At 59.5% G+C, this 14,679-nt stretch carries 13 protein-coding genes; 7 read left to right on the top strand and 6 right to left on the bottom strand.

Going from position 1 to position 14,679, the window contains the following annotated elements; genetic code table 11:
- The first annotated feature begins 9 nt into the window (after window positions 1-9).
- From PSH97_RS20390 to PSH97_RS20380, 3 genes are all read left to right on the top strand, one after another.
- Entirely contained in the window at window positions 10-264 is a 255-nt protein-coding gene (locus tag PSH97_RS20390; RefSeq protein ID WP_305446455.1) for a YkgJ family cysteine cluster protein, read from the top strand.
- A 41-nt stretch (window positions 265-305) separates the two neighbouring features.
- Window positions 306-908, top strand: a complete 603-nt coding sequence (locus PSH97_RS20385) for an START domain-containing protein (RefSeq protein WP_305446454.1) — start codon at window positions 306-308, stop codon at window positions 906-908.
- A gap of 362 nt (window positions 909-1,270) precedes the next feature.
- On the top strand, window positions 1,271-3,364 hold the full coding sequence (locus tag PSH97_RS20380) for an LTA synthase family protein (RefSeq protein ID WP_305446453.1): 2,094 nt from the start codon (window positions 1,271-1,273) through the stop codon (window positions 3,362-3,364).
- A 61-nt stretch (window positions 3,365-3,425) separates the two neighbouring features.
- On the opposite strand, the gene PSH97_RS20375 is transcribed toward PSH97_RS20380, so the two are convergent.
- Window positions 3,426-3,578, bottom strand: coding sequence for a DUF3309 family protein (locus tag PSH97_RS20375; protein ID WP_008012020.1), 153 nt, complete (start codon window positions 3,576-3,578; stop codon window positions 3,426-3,428).
- A 300-nt stretch (window positions 3,579-3,878) separates the two neighbouring features.
- On the opposite strand from PSH97_RS20375, the gene PSH97_RS20370 reads away from it, so the two are divergent.
- From PSH97_RS20370 to csrA, 3 genes are all read left to right on the top strand, one after another.
- On the top strand, window positions 3,879-4,694 hold the full coding sequence (locus tag PSH97_RS20370; RefSeq protein WP_305446452.1) for an SDR family oxidoreductase: 816 nt from the start codon (window positions 3,879-3,881) through the stop codon (window positions 4,692-4,694).
- A 64-nt stretch (window positions 4,695-4,758) separates the two neighbouring features.
- Window positions 4,759-5,091, top strand: coding sequence for a YnfA family protein (locus PSH97_RS20365; protein WP_305446451.1), 333 nt, complete (start codon window positions 4,759-4,761; stop codon window positions 5,089-5,091).
- Between the two features lie 154 nt (window positions 5,092-5,245).
- Entirely contained in the window at window positions 5,246-5,425 is a 180-nt protein-coding gene (csrA, locus tag PSH97_RS20360) for a carbon storage regulator CsrA (RefSeq protein WP_305446450.1), read from the top strand.
- A 5-nt stretch (window positions 5,426-5,430) separates the two neighbouring features.
- Here the strand turns inward: csrA and PSH97_RS20355 are convergent, their stop codons facing one another.
- The 5 genes from PSH97_RS20355 to mnmC all read right to left on the bottom strand — a co-directional run bounded on the left by PSH97_RS20355 (window position 5,431) and on the right by mnmC (window position 12,813).
- Window positions 5,431-5,658: a YheU family protein gene (locus PSH97_RS20355; protein ID WP_003199186.1), complete on the bottom strand. Its 228-nt coding sequence runs from the start codon at window positions 5,656-5,658 to the stop codon at window positions 5,431-5,433.
- A gap of 183 nt (window positions 5,659-5,841) precedes the next feature.
- Entirely contained in the window at window positions 5,842-7,032 is a 1,191-nt protein-coding gene (locus tag PSH97_RS20350; protein WP_305446449.1) for an osmoprotectant NAGGN system M42 family peptidase, read from the bottom strand.
- Between the two features lie 151 nt (window positions 7,033-7,183).
- Window positions 7,184-8,932, bottom strand: a complete 1,749-nt coding sequence (gene ngg, locus PSH97_RS20345; RefSeq protein ID WP_305446448.1) for an N-acetylglutaminylglutamine synthetase — start codon at window positions 8,930-8,932, stop codon at window positions 7,184-7,186.
- 3 nt (window positions 8,933-8,935) lie between these two features.
- Window positions 8,936-10,708: an N-acetylglutaminylglutamine amidotransferase gene (locus PSH97_RS20340; protein WP_305446447.1), complete on the bottom strand. Its 1,773-nt coding sequence runs from the start codon at window positions 10,706-10,708 to the stop codon at window positions 8,936-8,938.
- Between the two features lie 122 nt (window positions 10,709-10,830).
- Entirely contained in the window at window positions 10,831-12,813 is a 1,983-nt protein-coding gene (mnmC, locus tag PSH97_RS20335; RefSeq protein WP_305446446.1) for a bifunctional tRNA (5-methylaminomethyl-2-thiouridine)(34)-methyltransferase MnmD/FAD-dependent 5-carboxymethylaminomethyl-2-thiouridine(34) oxidoreductase MnmC, read from the bottom strand.
- 254 nt (window positions 12,814-13,067) lie between these two features.
- On the opposite strand from mnmC, the gene pap reads away from it, so the two are divergent.
- Window positions 13,068-14,591 (top strand): polyphosphate:AMP phosphotransferase, encoded by a 1,524-nt coding sequence (pap, locus tag PSH97_RS20330; RefSeq protein WP_305446445.1) that lies wholly within the window; start codon window positions 13,068-13,070, stop codon window positions 14,589-14,591.
- The last annotated feature ends 88 nt before the right edge of the window (window positions 14,592-14,679 follow it).

Below are 14,679 nucleotides of genomic sequence, written 5' to 3'. Positions count from 1 at the left end.
CTTGTCGTCATGAGATGCCGTGAAGGCTGTGGCGCCTGTTGCATTGCCCCTTCCATCAGTTCGCCGATTCCCGGCATGCCCAATGGCAAAGCCGCCGGTGAGCGTTGCGTACAGTTGTCTGCCGATAACCTGTGCAGCATTTTCGGCAAGCCGGAACGTCCTGCGGTGTGTTCGGCATTTGAAGCCGATGTCGAAGTCTGCGGAAGCAGCAGCGGCGAAGCGATCAAGTTGCTGGGCTGGTGGGAGCAAATGACGGCCGCGTGATGTGTTCAACGAACGGAACTTCAACAATAAGGAAAAAGGTTATGGGTTCGCTGCATCGTATGGCTGTGCTGTGTGGTTTGACGGTTTTGCTGGCCTCCACGGCCCAGGCCGAAGAATGGAAAACCGCCAAGGAAGAAGAGGGCATCAAGGTGTCCTTGAGTGAAGTGGCCGGTTCCCAATACAAGGCTTACCGTGGCGTGACCGTCATGAAGACCACGATGGCCAAACTGCGAGCATTGCAGGAAGACGTGCCGGGTGCCTGTGCATGGATTCACGAGTGCAAGACTCAGAAGTTGCTCAAACACGAAGGTAACCAGAGCTGGACATACACCCAGTTCAACACCCCTTGGCCGGTCACCCCTCGCGACTCCGTGTTGCATGTCACAACCATTGAAAGCGCCGATGGCAGCCTGACCCGAGAATTGGAAGGACAGCCGAAGTACCTTCCGGAAGAAAAAGGTTTCGTACGGGTCGCCCAGGTCAAAGGTTTCTGGAAGCTGGTGCCTAAAGGCGATCAAGTCGAAGTGACTTATCAGGCCCATACCGAACCCGGCGGCAGCGTGCCATCGTGGTTGGCCAACAAGTTTGTGGTCGATGCGCCGTTCAACACCCTCAAAGCCCTGAAAGAACGTGCCGAGAAGTAACCGCGTATACTTGCGATAATGCCCGTTCAACAGCGCCCCGATCTGATCGGGGCGTTTGCGTTTTTTACCAAGGGACGGGGCTTTATTTTGTTTCTGGATATGCGTTGAACGAAATTTTCACAAAGTCTCCAAGACAATTCATTCGCGCACCAACTTGTCTGCCTCCGCAACTTTGCGCCACGTCTCTTGTCCCAGAGCGCTACAGGCGACAGTCGGGCCTGCGGGTCAGTAATCAATGGTAATGCCGCGGGTGATCGTGCAACATTTGCGCACCGCGCAAGCCCCGGGCCCAGGATGGCCAACAGAGGGCAAGGCGCCGCTGTATTTTTGAAACTTCAACTTCCAATGGGTCCTTAAACGACATGGCAAACCCGGACGCCCTGAGTCAGCAGCGAGCTTCTAGTCGCCTGCTGCAACCGACCGTCAAATCGCATCTGGCCTACACACTGTTGTGTGCCCTGGTCATGATGGTCATGTTCAGCCTGCTGCGCGTGGCGCTGCTGGTCTACAACAGCTCGATGATCCTCGACACACCGGCTTCGACATTTCTGGAAGCGTTCGCCAACGGCCTGCGTTTCGACTTGCGCCTGGTGGTTTACCTCAGCATTCCGCTGCTGCTGGCATTGTTCAGCGCCCGGGCGATGGCCGCCCGCGGATTCTTCCGGTTGTGGCTGACCGTTGTCTCGAGCATCGCGCTGTTCCTCGGCCTGATGGAGATGGATTTTTACCGCGAGTTCCACCAGCGCCTCAACGGTCTGGTCTTCCAGTACGTGAAAGAAGACCCGAAAACCGTGATGAGCATGCTCTGGTACGGTTTTCCGGTGGTTCGCTACCTGTTGGCCTGGGCCGTGGGCACGTTGATCCTGACCCTCGCGTTCAAGGGCGCCGACCGTGCCACGCGTCCTCGCGGGCCGTTCAGCGGTGGCAGCATTGGTGCGCGGCAGGTCGCTCCGTGGTATGCGCGTGGCGTAGTGTTCGTGGTCTGCCTGCTGGTCTGCGTGGTCGCGGCTCGTGGCACTCTGCGTCAGGGCCCGCCAATGCGTTGGGGGGACGTTTACACCACCGACTCGAACTTCGCCAACCAGTTGGGCCTCAACGGCACGCTGTCGTTGATCGCGGCGGCCAAGAGCCGGATGTCCGAACATCGCGACAATGTCTGGAAGGCAACACTGCCACAGCCCCTGGCCCAGCAGACCGTGCGCGATATGTTACTGACCTCGAGCGACAAGCTGGTCGATCCCGAGACCGCCGCGGTGCGTCGCAACTACAGCCCGGACACCAACAAGACACTGCCAATCAAGAACGTCGTGGTGATCCTGATGGAAAGCTTCGCCGGTCACTCTGTGGGTGCTCTGGGTCGACCAGGTGAAATCACCCCGTACTTTGACAAACTGTCGAAAGAAGGCCTGTTGTTCGACCGTTTCTTCTCCAACGGCACCCATACCCACCAGGGCATGTTCGCCACCATGGCCTGCTTCCCGAACTTGCCGGGTTTCGAATACCTGATGCAGACGCCTGAAGGCAGCCACAAACTGTCCGGCCTGCCGCAGTTGCTCAGCGCCCGTGACTACGATGACGTGTACGTCTACAACGGCGACTTCGCCTGGGACAATCAGTCTGGCTTCTTCAGCAACCAGGGCATGACCAACTTCATCGGGCGTAACGACTTCGTCAACCCGGTGTTCTCCGATCCGACCTGGGGCGTGTCCGACCAGGACATGTTCAACCGTGGCCTGGAAGAATTGAAGGCCCGCGATGGTAAGGACAAGAAGCCGTTCTATGCCTTGCTGCAAACGCTGTCCAACCACACGCCGTATGCTTTGCCGACGCCATTGCCGGTGGAGCCTGTGACCGATCGCGGCAACCTTAACGAACACTTGACCGCCATGCGTTACTCTGACTGGGCGTTGGGTCAATTCTTCGAACAGGCCCGCAAAGAGCCGTACTTCAAGGAAACCCTGTTCGTGGTTGTCGGCGACCACGGTTTTGGCAATGAACAGCAAATTACCGAAATGGACCTGGGCCGCTTCAACGTACCGATGCTGATGATCGGGCCGGGCGTCCAGGAAAAATTTGGTCAGCTCGACCACACCGTGGGCACCCAGATCGACGTCGTGCCGACCATCATGGGCCGTATCGGTGGTGACGTGGTTCAACAATGCTGGGGTCGCGACTTGCTGAACCTGCCGGAAGGCGACAAGGGTTTTGGCGTGATCAAGCCGTCGGGCAGCGATCAGACGGTCGCATTGCTTACCGGGGATCGCGTGCTGGTACTGCCCAAAGAGATGCCGCCGAAGTTGTATCAATACGAACTGGGCGCCAACCCGAAAGGTGAAGTGATCCCGGCATCGGCTGACGAAGCGGCGCTCAAGCAAAAGCTCGAGTCGTTCATCCAGACGGCCACCAAAAGCCTCATCGATAACACCGCCGGTGTGGTTGACGGCAAGCCGGACTAAGTTTTGGCGCAATAGAAAAGAGGCCCTTCGCAGGGCCTCTTTTTTTTTGCCGGAAAAATCTTTATATCTTGCCAAGCAGCAGCAGGATCAACAGCACCACCAACACTACGCCGATGATACCGGACGGGCCGTAACCCCAACTTCTGGAGTGCGGGAAGACCGGCAAGCCACCTATCAACAACAGGATAAGAATAACGATAAGAATTGTGCCCATGTCTGTTTCCTTGTTGGAAGCGTTGTGGATTTGACCTAGCGTTTTAGCTTTAGCCATCAGCTGGACTTGTATTAATCCTAGCTGCTTACCAAATCCGACTCATGGATATGAAGAAAAATTCCAGGTTTTTTTAATGTATTTGGAAAGTATGTTTATTTCTTTTACTGCGTCTCAAAGTTGAAACAACCGGACCGCGCCGTGGTTCATTGCTGGCCATTCAGCAATCTGATGGAGCGTGGGTCGCGCATTATCCTTCGCTACACTCGGTGCATCTTCCCCGGAACAACAAGGCTGTTTGCTATGCAAAATCGCATGATGATCACTGGCGCGGGCTCAGGCCTGGGTCGCGAAATCGCGCTGCGTTGGGCGCGTGAAGGCTGGCAGCTGGCCTTGTCGGACGTCAGTGAACCCGGCCTGCAAGAAACCCTGAAGCTGGTTCGCGAAGCCGGCGGCGACGGGTTCATCCAGCGTTGTGATGTGCGCGACTACAGCCAACTAACGGCGTTCGCCCAAGCCTGTGAAGAGAAGTTCGGCGGCATTGATGTCATCGTCAACAATGCCGGCGTGGCCTCGGGCGGGTTCTTCAGTGAACTGTCGCTGGAAGACTGGGACTGGCAGATCGCGATCAACCTGATGGGCGTGGTCAAGGGCTGCAAGGCCTTCCTGCCGCTGCTGGAGAAAAGCAAAGGTAAGATCATCAATATCGCCTCAATGGCGGCACTGATGCAAGGTCCGGCCATGAGCAACTACAACGTGGCCAAGGCAGGCGTGGTGGCGTTGTCCGAAAGTCTGTTGATCGAACTGGCCCACGAGGAAGTCAGCGTGCATGTAGTGTGCCCGTCGTTCTTTCAGACCAACCTGCTGGATTCCTTCCGTGGCCCGACCCCCGCCATGAAAGCTCAGGTCGGCAAGTTGCTGGAAAGCTCGCCGATCAGCGCAGCCGACATTGCCGATTACATCTATCAACAGGTCGCCGTTGGCGAATTCTTGATCCTGCCTCACGAACAGGGCCGTATGGCTTGGGCGATCAAGCAAAAAGACCCGCAAGTGCTCTACAACGAAATGACCGTGATGGCCGACAAGATGCGCGCCAAGGCCAAACAATCCGCAGGCTGAACTTGCCCGTGCGCAATACCGTCGTTAGGGTGGCCGCAACCGGCCATCCTCACGAGACATCTGCATGATCAATTACCTGTGGTTTTTCCTTGCCGCGCTGTTCGAAATCGCCGGCTGCTTTGCCTTCTGGATGTGGCTGCGTCAGGGTAAAAGTGCTTGGTGGATCATCCCTGCATTGCTCAGCCTGATCTTGTTCGCGGTGCTGCTGACCCGGGTCGAAGCGAGTTACGCCGGCCGCGCCTATGCCGCCTACGGTGGCATCTACATCATTGCGTCGATCGGCTGGCTGGCGGTGGTCGAGCGGATTCGTCCACTGGGCTCGGACTGGATTGGCGTGGCGCTGTGTGTGATCGGGGCGAGCGTCATCCTGTTTGGCCCGCGTATTTCCGCTGCCTGAAGGATTGATCCTTCATTCCAACCGGTTTGTCGGATAAGTCCTTCAGGGCGAAGCATCTTGTGCTGTAGGGCGAGACTGTTTTGCTGCCGTTGCATTGAAGACTCACCACGGGCCGGGCATCTTCAAGGGCCAGTAACCCTGAAGGATGAATGCCATGCTTGTACTTAGCCGCGTTGTGGGCGAATTGATATCCATTGGTGACAACATTTCCGTGCGGGTTCTCGCCGTCAACGGAAGCAGCGTGCGCTTCGGCGTTGAAGCGCCGCAGCAGGTCAACGTTCATCGCGCCGAAGTTTATGAGCGCATCCAGATCAAACAGGCCAAAGCCCGTTAAGAACCTCAGTCGAACAGGTGCTTGGGCACGTCGTGCTTGAGCATCAACTGGCATTGCTCGCTTTCCGGATCGAAGACGATCAACGCCTGGCCCTTGGTCAATGCCTGACGAACACGCAAGACGCGGGTTTCCAGCGGTGTGTCATCGCCGTTGTCCGTGCCGTCGCGGGTCACGAAATCCTCGATCAGGCGGGTCAGGGTATCGACTTCAAGTTGGTCGTGGGGGATCAGCATAAGGCACCTCGGCTAAACAATGGCGCGATGCTACGGCGAATGAAGAGGGGCGGCTAGCCTTGACCTGATGTGTTGGCTGATCGGTCCTCATCGCGGGCAAGCCCGCTCCCACAGTGACCACATTTCCCTGTGGGAGCGGGCTTGCCCGCGATGGCAATCTTTCATGCGAAGAAACTGCCTGGGTCAGCTATCTGTGCGCTGTCCGATGAGGCTGTCCACCGACGGCACCCGCGTATCGCTTTCCATCTGCGTCTCGTGTTCGATCTGATGACTGAACCGGTCCAGGGAGCCCTTGGCCGGTTGTGCATCGCTGGCGAATACCGGCGGACTGAGGATGTAGGCGCCAAGCAGGCGGCTGAGGGCGGCGAGGCTGTCGATGTGGGTGCGTTCGTAGCCGTGGGTGGCGTCGCAACCGAAGGCCAGCAGGGCCGTGCGAATGTCGTGGCCGGCCGTGACGGCGGAGTGAGCATCGCTGAAGTAATAGCGGAACAGGTCGCGGCGCGCCGGCAGTTCGTTGTCGCTGGCTAGGCGCAGCAGATGGCGCGACAGGTGATAGTCATAAGGCCCGCCCGAATCCTGCATTGCCACGCTCACTGCGTGTTCACTGGAATGCTGGCCGGGCGCGACCGGCGCGATGTCGATGCCGACGAATTCGCTGACATCCCAGGGCAGGGCCGCCGCCGCACCGCTGCCGGTTTCTTCGGTGATGGTGAACAATGGATGGCAGTCGATCATCAACTCTTCGCCGCTGTCGACAATCGCTTTCAGCGCCGCGAGCAGGGCGGCAACGCCGGCCTTGTCATCGAGGTGACGGGCGCTGATATGGCCGCTTTCGGTGAACTCCGGCAAAGGGTCGAAGGCGACGAAATCGCCCACGCTGATCCCCAGCGAATCGCAATCAGCGCGGGTGGCGCAATAGGCGTCCAGGCGCAATTCGATGTGATCCCAACTGATCGGCATTTCATCCACGGCAGTGTTGAACGCGTGCCCCGAGGCCATCAACGGCAACACGCTGCCGCGGATCACGCCGTTGTCGGTGAACAGGCTGACGCGGCTACCTTCGGCAAAACGGCTGGACCAGCAACCGACTGGCGCCAGGGTCAGGCGACCGTTTTCCTTGATCGCGCGAACCGCTGCGCCAATGGTGTCCAGGTGAGCGGAGACCGCGCGGTCCGGGCTGTTTTTCTTGCCCTTGAGGGTGGCGCGGATGGTGCCGCGACGGGTCATCTCAAAGGGAATACCCAGCTCTTCGAGACGCTCGGCGACGTAACGCACAATGGTGTCGGTGAACCCGGTGGGGCTGGGAATGGCGAGCATTTCCAGCAGGACTTTTTGCAGGTAATTGAGATCCGGTTCGGGAATTTTGCGGGTCATGGAAACTCCTGATGGGTTGAGAGCTGATCGTTCCCACGCTCTGCGTGAGAATGCAGCCAGGGACGCTCTGCGTCCCAAGCGAACGCGGAGCGTCCGAGGAGTCATTCCCACGCAGAGCGTGGGAACGATCATGGGGCCGGGAAGTACATCACTAAGAGGCTGCCGGCTGACTATGCGGAAACAACAAATCCACAAACCGCTCGGCCGTCGGCTGCGGTTCATGGTTGGCCAGCCCGGCGCGTTCATTGGCTTCGATAAACACATAGTCCGGTTGGTCGGCGGCCGGCACCATCAGGTCGAGCCCGACCATCGGAATATCCAGCGCCCGTGCCGCGCGCACCGCCGCATCCACCAAGGTCGGATGCAGAATCGCCGTGACGTCTTCAAGAATGCCGCCGGTATGAAGATTCGCCGTGCGCCGGACAAACAAGTGCTCACCCGAGGGCAGAATGCTGCTGTAGTCGTAACCCGCAACCTTCAAGGTGCGCTGGGTCTCATGGTCCAGCGGGATCTTGCTTTCACCGCTGGTCGCTGCCTGACGGCGACGGCTCTGGGCTTCGATCAGCGCACCGATTGAATGTTGACCATCACCCACCACTTCCGCCGGCCGTCGAATGGCGGCCGCGACCACCTCGAAGCCGATCACCAGAATCCGCAAGTCGAGGCCTTCATGGAAGCTTTCCAGCAGTACTCGACTGTCGAATTTACGGGCGTTTTCGATGGCTTGCTGGACCTCTTCGATGGTGCGTAAATCCACCGCTACCCCTTGGCCCTGTTCACCGTCCAGCGGTTTGACCACCACCCGTTCGTGCTCGTCGAGAAACGCCAGATTGTCGTCCGCGCTCCCCGCCAGTTGTTGGGCGGGCAGTTTAAGGCCAGCGTTTTTCAGCACCTTGTGGGTCAGGCTTTTGTCCTGACACAACGTCATGCTGATGGCGCTGGTCAGATCGCTCAAGGATTCGCGGCAACGTACCCGACGACTGCCGTGAATCAAGGTAAACAGGCCGGCTTGCGCGTCATCCACCTGTACATCAATGCCGCGTCGATGTGCCTCCTCAACGATGATTCGCGCATACGGATTGAACGCGGCTTCGGGACCGGGGCCGAGAAACAACGGCTGGTTGATGCCGTTTTTGCGCTTGATGGCGAAGGTCGACAAGTTGCGAAAACCGAGCTTGGCGTAAAGACTTTTCGCCTGACGGTTGTTGTGCAGCACCGACAGGTCCAGATAACTCAGGCCACGACTCATGAAGTGTTCGATCAAGTGCCGCACCAGCACTTCACCGACACCTGGGCGGGAACATTGCGGATCGACCGCCAGGCACCACAGGCTGCTGCCGTTTTCCGGATCGTTGAACGCCTTGTGATGATTCAGGCCCATGACGCTACCGATGATCGCGCCGCTGTCCTCATCTTCTGCCAGCCAGTAAACCGGGCCGCCCTGGTGATGAGGTGTCAGCAAATTCGCATCAATAGGCAGCATGCCGCGCGCCTGATACAGCTGATTGACGGCCTGCCAGTCCGCTTCGCTTTGCGCCCGACGGATGCGAAAACCGCGAAACACCCGGGTGGACTGACGGTAGTCGCTGAACCACAGGCGCAAGGTATCGGACGGGTCGAGAAACAGCTGAGCCGGCTCCAGCCCCAGCACTTGCTGGGGCGCGGCAACGTACAAGGCGATGTCCCGCTCACCGGGCTGCTCATTGAGCAACTCTTGGGCAAGGCTCGCGGCATCGGGAAAGGTATGGCCGATCAGCAACCGGCCCCAGCCGCAGTGCACCGCGATTGGCGCGGCGCCCAATTCACTGCCGTCTTCGGCCAGACGCGCCTGCAAGCGTTCGTAAGAGGGCGCCTGACCGCGCAACAAGCGTTGGCTGTAAGCCGTGGCGTGAGGTTTCATCGATCAGATTCCTTGTTCACTGAGCCACAGGTTCAGGGCCGCCAATTGCCACAGCTTGGAGCCGCGCAACGGGGTCAGTTGACCTTGCGGATCGGTCAGCAGGCGGTCGAGCATGGCGGGGTTGAACAGGCCACGATCCTGACTCGGATCGAGCAGCAGTTCACGCACCCAGTTCAGCGTGTCGCCCTGCAAATGCTTGAGGCCGGGGACAGGGAAGTAACCCTTTTTGCGGTCGATCACTTCACTCGGAATGACCAGCCGCGCCGCTTCTTTCAAGACTTGCTTGCCACCATCCGGCAGCTTGAATTTGCCCGGCACCCGCGCCGACAACTCCACCAGGCGATAGTCGAGAAACGGCGTACGCGCTTCCAGGCCCCAGGCCATGGTCATGTTGTCGACGCGTTTCACCGGGTCGTCCACCAGCATCACGGTGCTGTCCAGACGCAGGGCTTTGTCCACGGCAGCGTCGGCACCAGGCTGAGCGAAATGCTCCTTCACGAAATCGCCGGCCGCGTCGTTGGCGGTCAGCCATTTCGGCTGCACCGTGGCGGCGTAGTCGGCGTAGCTGCGGTCGAAAAACGCATCGCGATACGCTGCGTACGGATCGCTCGCACCGTCCACTTGCGGATACCAGTGATACCCGGCGAACAACTCGTCCGCGCCTTGGCCGCTTTGCACCACCTTGCAGTGCTTGGCCACTTCGCGCGACAGCAGGTAGAAGGCGATGCAGTCATGGCTGACCATCGGCTCGCTCATGGCTCGGAACGCCGCGGGCAGTTGCTCGATGATCTCTTTTTCGTCGATGCGCAGTTGGTGATGTTGGGTGCCGTAGTGCTTGGCGATCAGGTCCGAATACTGGAACTCGTCACCGCGCTCGCCGCCGGCATCCTGGAAACCAATGGAGAAGGTCGACAGGTTTTCAACGCCGACTTCACGCAATAGACCGACCAGCATGCTCGAATCGACCCCACCGGAAAGCAACACGCCAACATCCACCGCCGCCCGTTGACGGATCGCCACCGCATCACGGGTGCTGTCGAGCACGCGATCGCGCCAGTCTTCGAGGGTCAGGTTCAACTCGTCGGCGTGTGGGCCGTAGGGCAGGGTCCACCAGGTTTTCTGCTCGGTGGTGCCGTCCGCTTCAATGCGCATCCAGCTCGCCGGGGGCAGCTTTTCGATGCCCGCCAGCAGGGTGCGCGGGGCAGGGACCACCGCATGGAAATTCAGGTAGTGATTGAGCGCCACCGGGTCAAGGATCGGGTTGATGTCGCCGCCCTTCAGCAATGCCGGCAGGGCCGAGGCAAAGCGCAGGCGTTGACCGGTGCGCGACAGGTACAACGGCTTCACGCCCAGACGGTCACGGGCGATGAACAGACGCTTGGCGTCGCGCTCCCAAATGGCGAAGGCAAACATGCCGTTGAGTTTGGGCAACAGGGCTTCGCCCCAGGCGTGATAGCCCTTGAGCAGCACTTCGGTGTCGCCGCCGGAATAGAAGGCGTAACCGAGGCTTTCCAGCTCGGTGCGCAGTTCCGGGAAGTTGTAGATCGCGCCGTTGAAGGCCAGGGACAAGCCCAGTTGGTTGTCGATCATCGGCTGGGCCGAGCCGTCCGACAGGTCCATGATTTTCAGGCGCCGATGACCCAGGGCAATCGGCCCCTGGCTGTGGAAGCCCCATGCATCAGGGCCGCGAGGGGCCAGGTGATGGGTGATTCGTTCAATGGCTGCGAGGTCCGCAGGTTGATGGTCGAAACGTAATTCTCCAGCTAATCCGCACATAAGTCCTTACCGGTTTTTCCGTTGGGGAGGGTCAATCGATACCCGCCAAAAACGGCAGGTACTCAGAAACTGACCCAGGTGAATCCCTGGAGTTTTAGACCGATAAGTTATAAGGCTGCGGGTCAGGCTTTTCCGCGGATCAATTGGCGCAAGGCAAAACGGTTGGGATGGCAGGCTTCGGCCACCGCTTTCGGCAAGGGCAGGGGCTCGTTTTCAAGCCATGCCGCCAATAGCTCGCCAGACAACGGCGCGGTGATCAAACCGCGAGAACCGTGACCGCTGTTGACGTAAAACCCCTTGAGCCATGGGCAGGGCACATCGGGCACTTGCCGGGCATCTTTGCTCAGCGCGGCATAGGCCTCGGTGAAGGCGACTTGTTCAGCCAACGGTCCGACGATCGGCAGGTAATCCGGGCTGGTGCAACGGAACGCCGCGCGCCCTTCAAGCTGTTGCGGGTCCAGATCTGGAACATGCAGACGGGCGACCAGGTCAGTGGAAATTTCCTCGAGCAACGCCAGGTTGCCAAGGTGTTCGGCGACGGTCGGGGCGAGATCATCGCTTTTGAAATCGAAGCTGGCGCCAAGCGTGTGTTCGCCCAGGCGTGCCGGCGCCACATAGCCTTCGGCGCAGACGACGGTGGCCAGGCTCCGGCTTTCCGGGGTCTGCGCCAGTCGGGTGATCTGGCCGCGAATGCGTTTGAGGGGCAGGTCGGCGCTGTGTGGAAAACGCTTGATCTCGGCGGCGCCGGCCAGAATCACCACGGGAGCGCTGGCCAAAAGTGTTTCGCCATCCCAGGCCTGCCATTGATCATCGACCTTGCGCAGTTCCAGCACCTCGCGATGGGGCAGCCACTGGATGTTCGCCGAGGACGCCTGCCACTGGCACAACGCGGGCGGGTGAACCCAACCGCCTTCAGGGTAGAACAAGCCGCCGTGCTCCAGTTCGATACCGGCCCGGGCCTGGGCCTGGGGTTGATCGAGCAGGTGCACCAGGCTTGGTGAAAAGGCCGCGGCCAATTGCGCCTGACGCTCGGCTTCCTTGGCATTGAAGGCCAGTTGCAAGACCCCGCAATCGTCCCAGTCGACGCCACGCTGCAGCTGTTCCAGCAGACGTCGGGTGTAGCCAAAACCGCTGACGATCAATTGCGACAACGCCGTGCCATGGGCCGAAAGCTTGAGGTACAGCACACCCTGAGGATTGCCCGAGGCTTCCTGCGCCAGTGCTTCATGACGGTCCAGCAGGCTTACTTGCCAACCCCGAGCGGCGAGGCTGGCGGCACTGGCACAACCGGCCAGTCCGGCACCGATCACCAGGGCGCGACGCTCGCCGGTCAGCGGTTGTGGGCGAGCGAACCATGGTTTTGCCGAGGCTGGTTTAGTGGCCTCTTCAGGCCAACCGAGGAACGTGCCCCGCAGGATTTCCCACTTGTGGCCGATGCCCGGCGTGCGCTTCATCTTGAAGCCCGCCGCGTTCAGCAGGCGGCGCACCCAGCCGGTGCTGGTGAAGGTGCTGATGGTCGAGCCGGGTGCCGCCAGGCGAGCCAGTTCGGCAAACAATTCGGCGGTCCACATGTCGGGGTTTTTCGCCGGGGCAAAACCGTCGAGAAACCAGGCGTCGATCTGCGCATCCAGTTGCGGCAACTGCTCAAGTGCATCGCCGATCAGCAAGGTCAGGGTGACGCGGCCGTTGTCCAGCACAAAGCGCTGAAAGCCCTGATGGATCGCTACGTATTGCGCCAGCAATTGATCGGCAAATGGCTTGAGTTCCGGCCATAAGTACAAGGCGCGTTGCAGATCGGGCGCGCTCAGCGGGTACTTTTCGACACTGACAAAATGCAGGCGCGCACCGGCCACCGCGTGCTGTTCGAACAACTGCCAGGCACAGAGAAAATTCAGCCCGGTACCGAAACCAGTCTCACCAATTACTAGCCGACCATCCACCGGCAAGGCGGCGAAACGGTCGCGCAAATCGTTTTGCTCCAGAAACACGTAATGGGTTTCTTCAAGGCCCGACTGGTCGGAAAAATACACATCATCGAACACCCGCGAACGCGGGCGACCTTGGTCGTCCCAGTCGAGCTGGGCGTGGGGCATTACAGGTTTCATGGCAGGCTCGGTAACGGCAAGGTGGCCATTCTAGCTGATCGCCGTAGCGGCGCTTGATCCATGGCAAGACACGGGGCAAACCGCCTGCTCAGAATGGTGGTTACCGCAAAAGATCGCAGCCTTCGGCAGCTCCTACAGGTGTACATCGATCCCATGTAGGAGCTGCCGAAGGCTGCGATCCTTTGTTCTTTTTTTGCTTCACCACAAACCTCCATCTTCCGTTAGTCTTGATCAATCCTGGAAGGAGCCGCTCTATGTTCGAATCCGCCGAAATCGGTCATGCCATCGACAAAGAAACCTATGACGCCGAACTGCCAGCGTTGCGTGAAGCCTTGCTCGAAGCGCAGTTTGAACTTCGGCAGCAACACCGCTTTCCGGTCATCATTTTGATCAACGGCATTGAAGGGGCCGGCAAGGGTGAGACGGTCAAGTTGCTCAATGAATGGATGGACCCGCGCCTGATCGAGGTGCGTACGTTCGACCAGCAGACCGACGAAGAACTGGCGCGACCGCCGGCCTGGCGCTACTGGCGGATGCTCCCGGCCAAGGGCCGCATGGGGGTTTTCTTCGGCAACTGGTACAGCCAGATGCTGCAAGGGCGGGTTCATGGTTTGTTCAAGGATCCGCGACTCGATCAAAGCATCAATGGGGCCGAGCGGTTGGAGAAGATGCTGTGCGACGAAGGCGCGCTGATCTTCAAGTTCTGGTTTCACCTCTCCAAAAAACAAATGAAAGCGCGGCTCAAGGCGTTGGCCGACGACCCGCTGCACAGCTGGCGCATCAGCCCGCTGGACTGGCAACAATCCGCGACCTACGACAAGTTCGTGAAGTACGGCGAGCGGGTGCTGCGCCGCACCAGCCGCGACTATGCGCCGTGGCATGTGATCGCCGGCGTGGACGCGCGCTATCGGAGCCTGACGGTTGGCAAGATCTTGCTCGATGGTCTGCAAAGCGCGCTGAAGAGACCCAGGATTCACCCACACAAAGTCAGTGCAGCGCCCTTGTTTCCCAGCGTCGATCAAGTGAATCTGCTCGACAGCCTGGACTTGACCCTGCAGCTGGACAAGGACGATTACGAAGAGCAACTGATTACCGAGCAGGCACGGTTTTCCGGGCTGATGCGCGACAAGCGCATGCGTCGTCACGCGTTGATAGCGGTGTTCGAAGGCAACGACGCGGCAGGCAAGGGCGGGGCAATCCGGCGGGTGGCCGCAGCGCTCGACCCACGCCAGTACGACATCGTGCCGATCGCCGCGCCCACCGAAGATGAACGGGCGCAGCCGTATCTCTGGCGGTTCTGGCGGCATATTCCGGCCCGGGGCAAATTCACTGTGTTCGACCGTTCCTGGTATGGCCGGGTGCTGGTGGAACGCATCGAAGGCTTTTGCAGCAAGGCGGACTGGATGCGCGCCTACGGCGAGATCAACGACTTCGAAGAGCAGATAGCCGATGCCGGAGTGATCGTGGTCAAGTTCTGGCTGGCCATCGACAAACAGACTCAGATCGAGCGTTTCAAGGAACGCGAGCAGATCCCTTTCAAGCGCTTCAAAATCACTGAAGACGACTGGCGCAATCGCGACAAATGGGACGATTACCGTGTGGCTGTTGGCGATATGGTCGATCGCACCAGCACCGAGATATCGCCGTGGACGCTGGTGGAAGCCAACGACAAGCGCTGGGCGCGGGTCAAGGTCTTGCGCACCCTCAATCAGGCACTGGAAGAGGCATTCAAAAAGTCCGACAAACTTCAGAGGAAACTGCAAAAACGCAAGCGCTGAACCGATGGCTACGCATACGCGGGGTGAATGATTGTCGCGGTCAGTCATAGGGTGGACTTATGCTCGGTCCAACTCCTGACTGACAACA

The organism is Pseudomonas cucumis (genome assembly GCF_030687935.1).
GTDB classification, from domain to species: domain Bacteria; phylum Pseudomonadota; class Gammaproteobacteria; order Pseudomonadales; family Pseudomonadaceae; genus Aquipseudomonas; species Aquipseudomonas cucumis.
The sequence above is the reverse complement of the archived record's forward strand: the minus strand, read 5'-3'. Positions and strand labels throughout refer to the sequence as shown.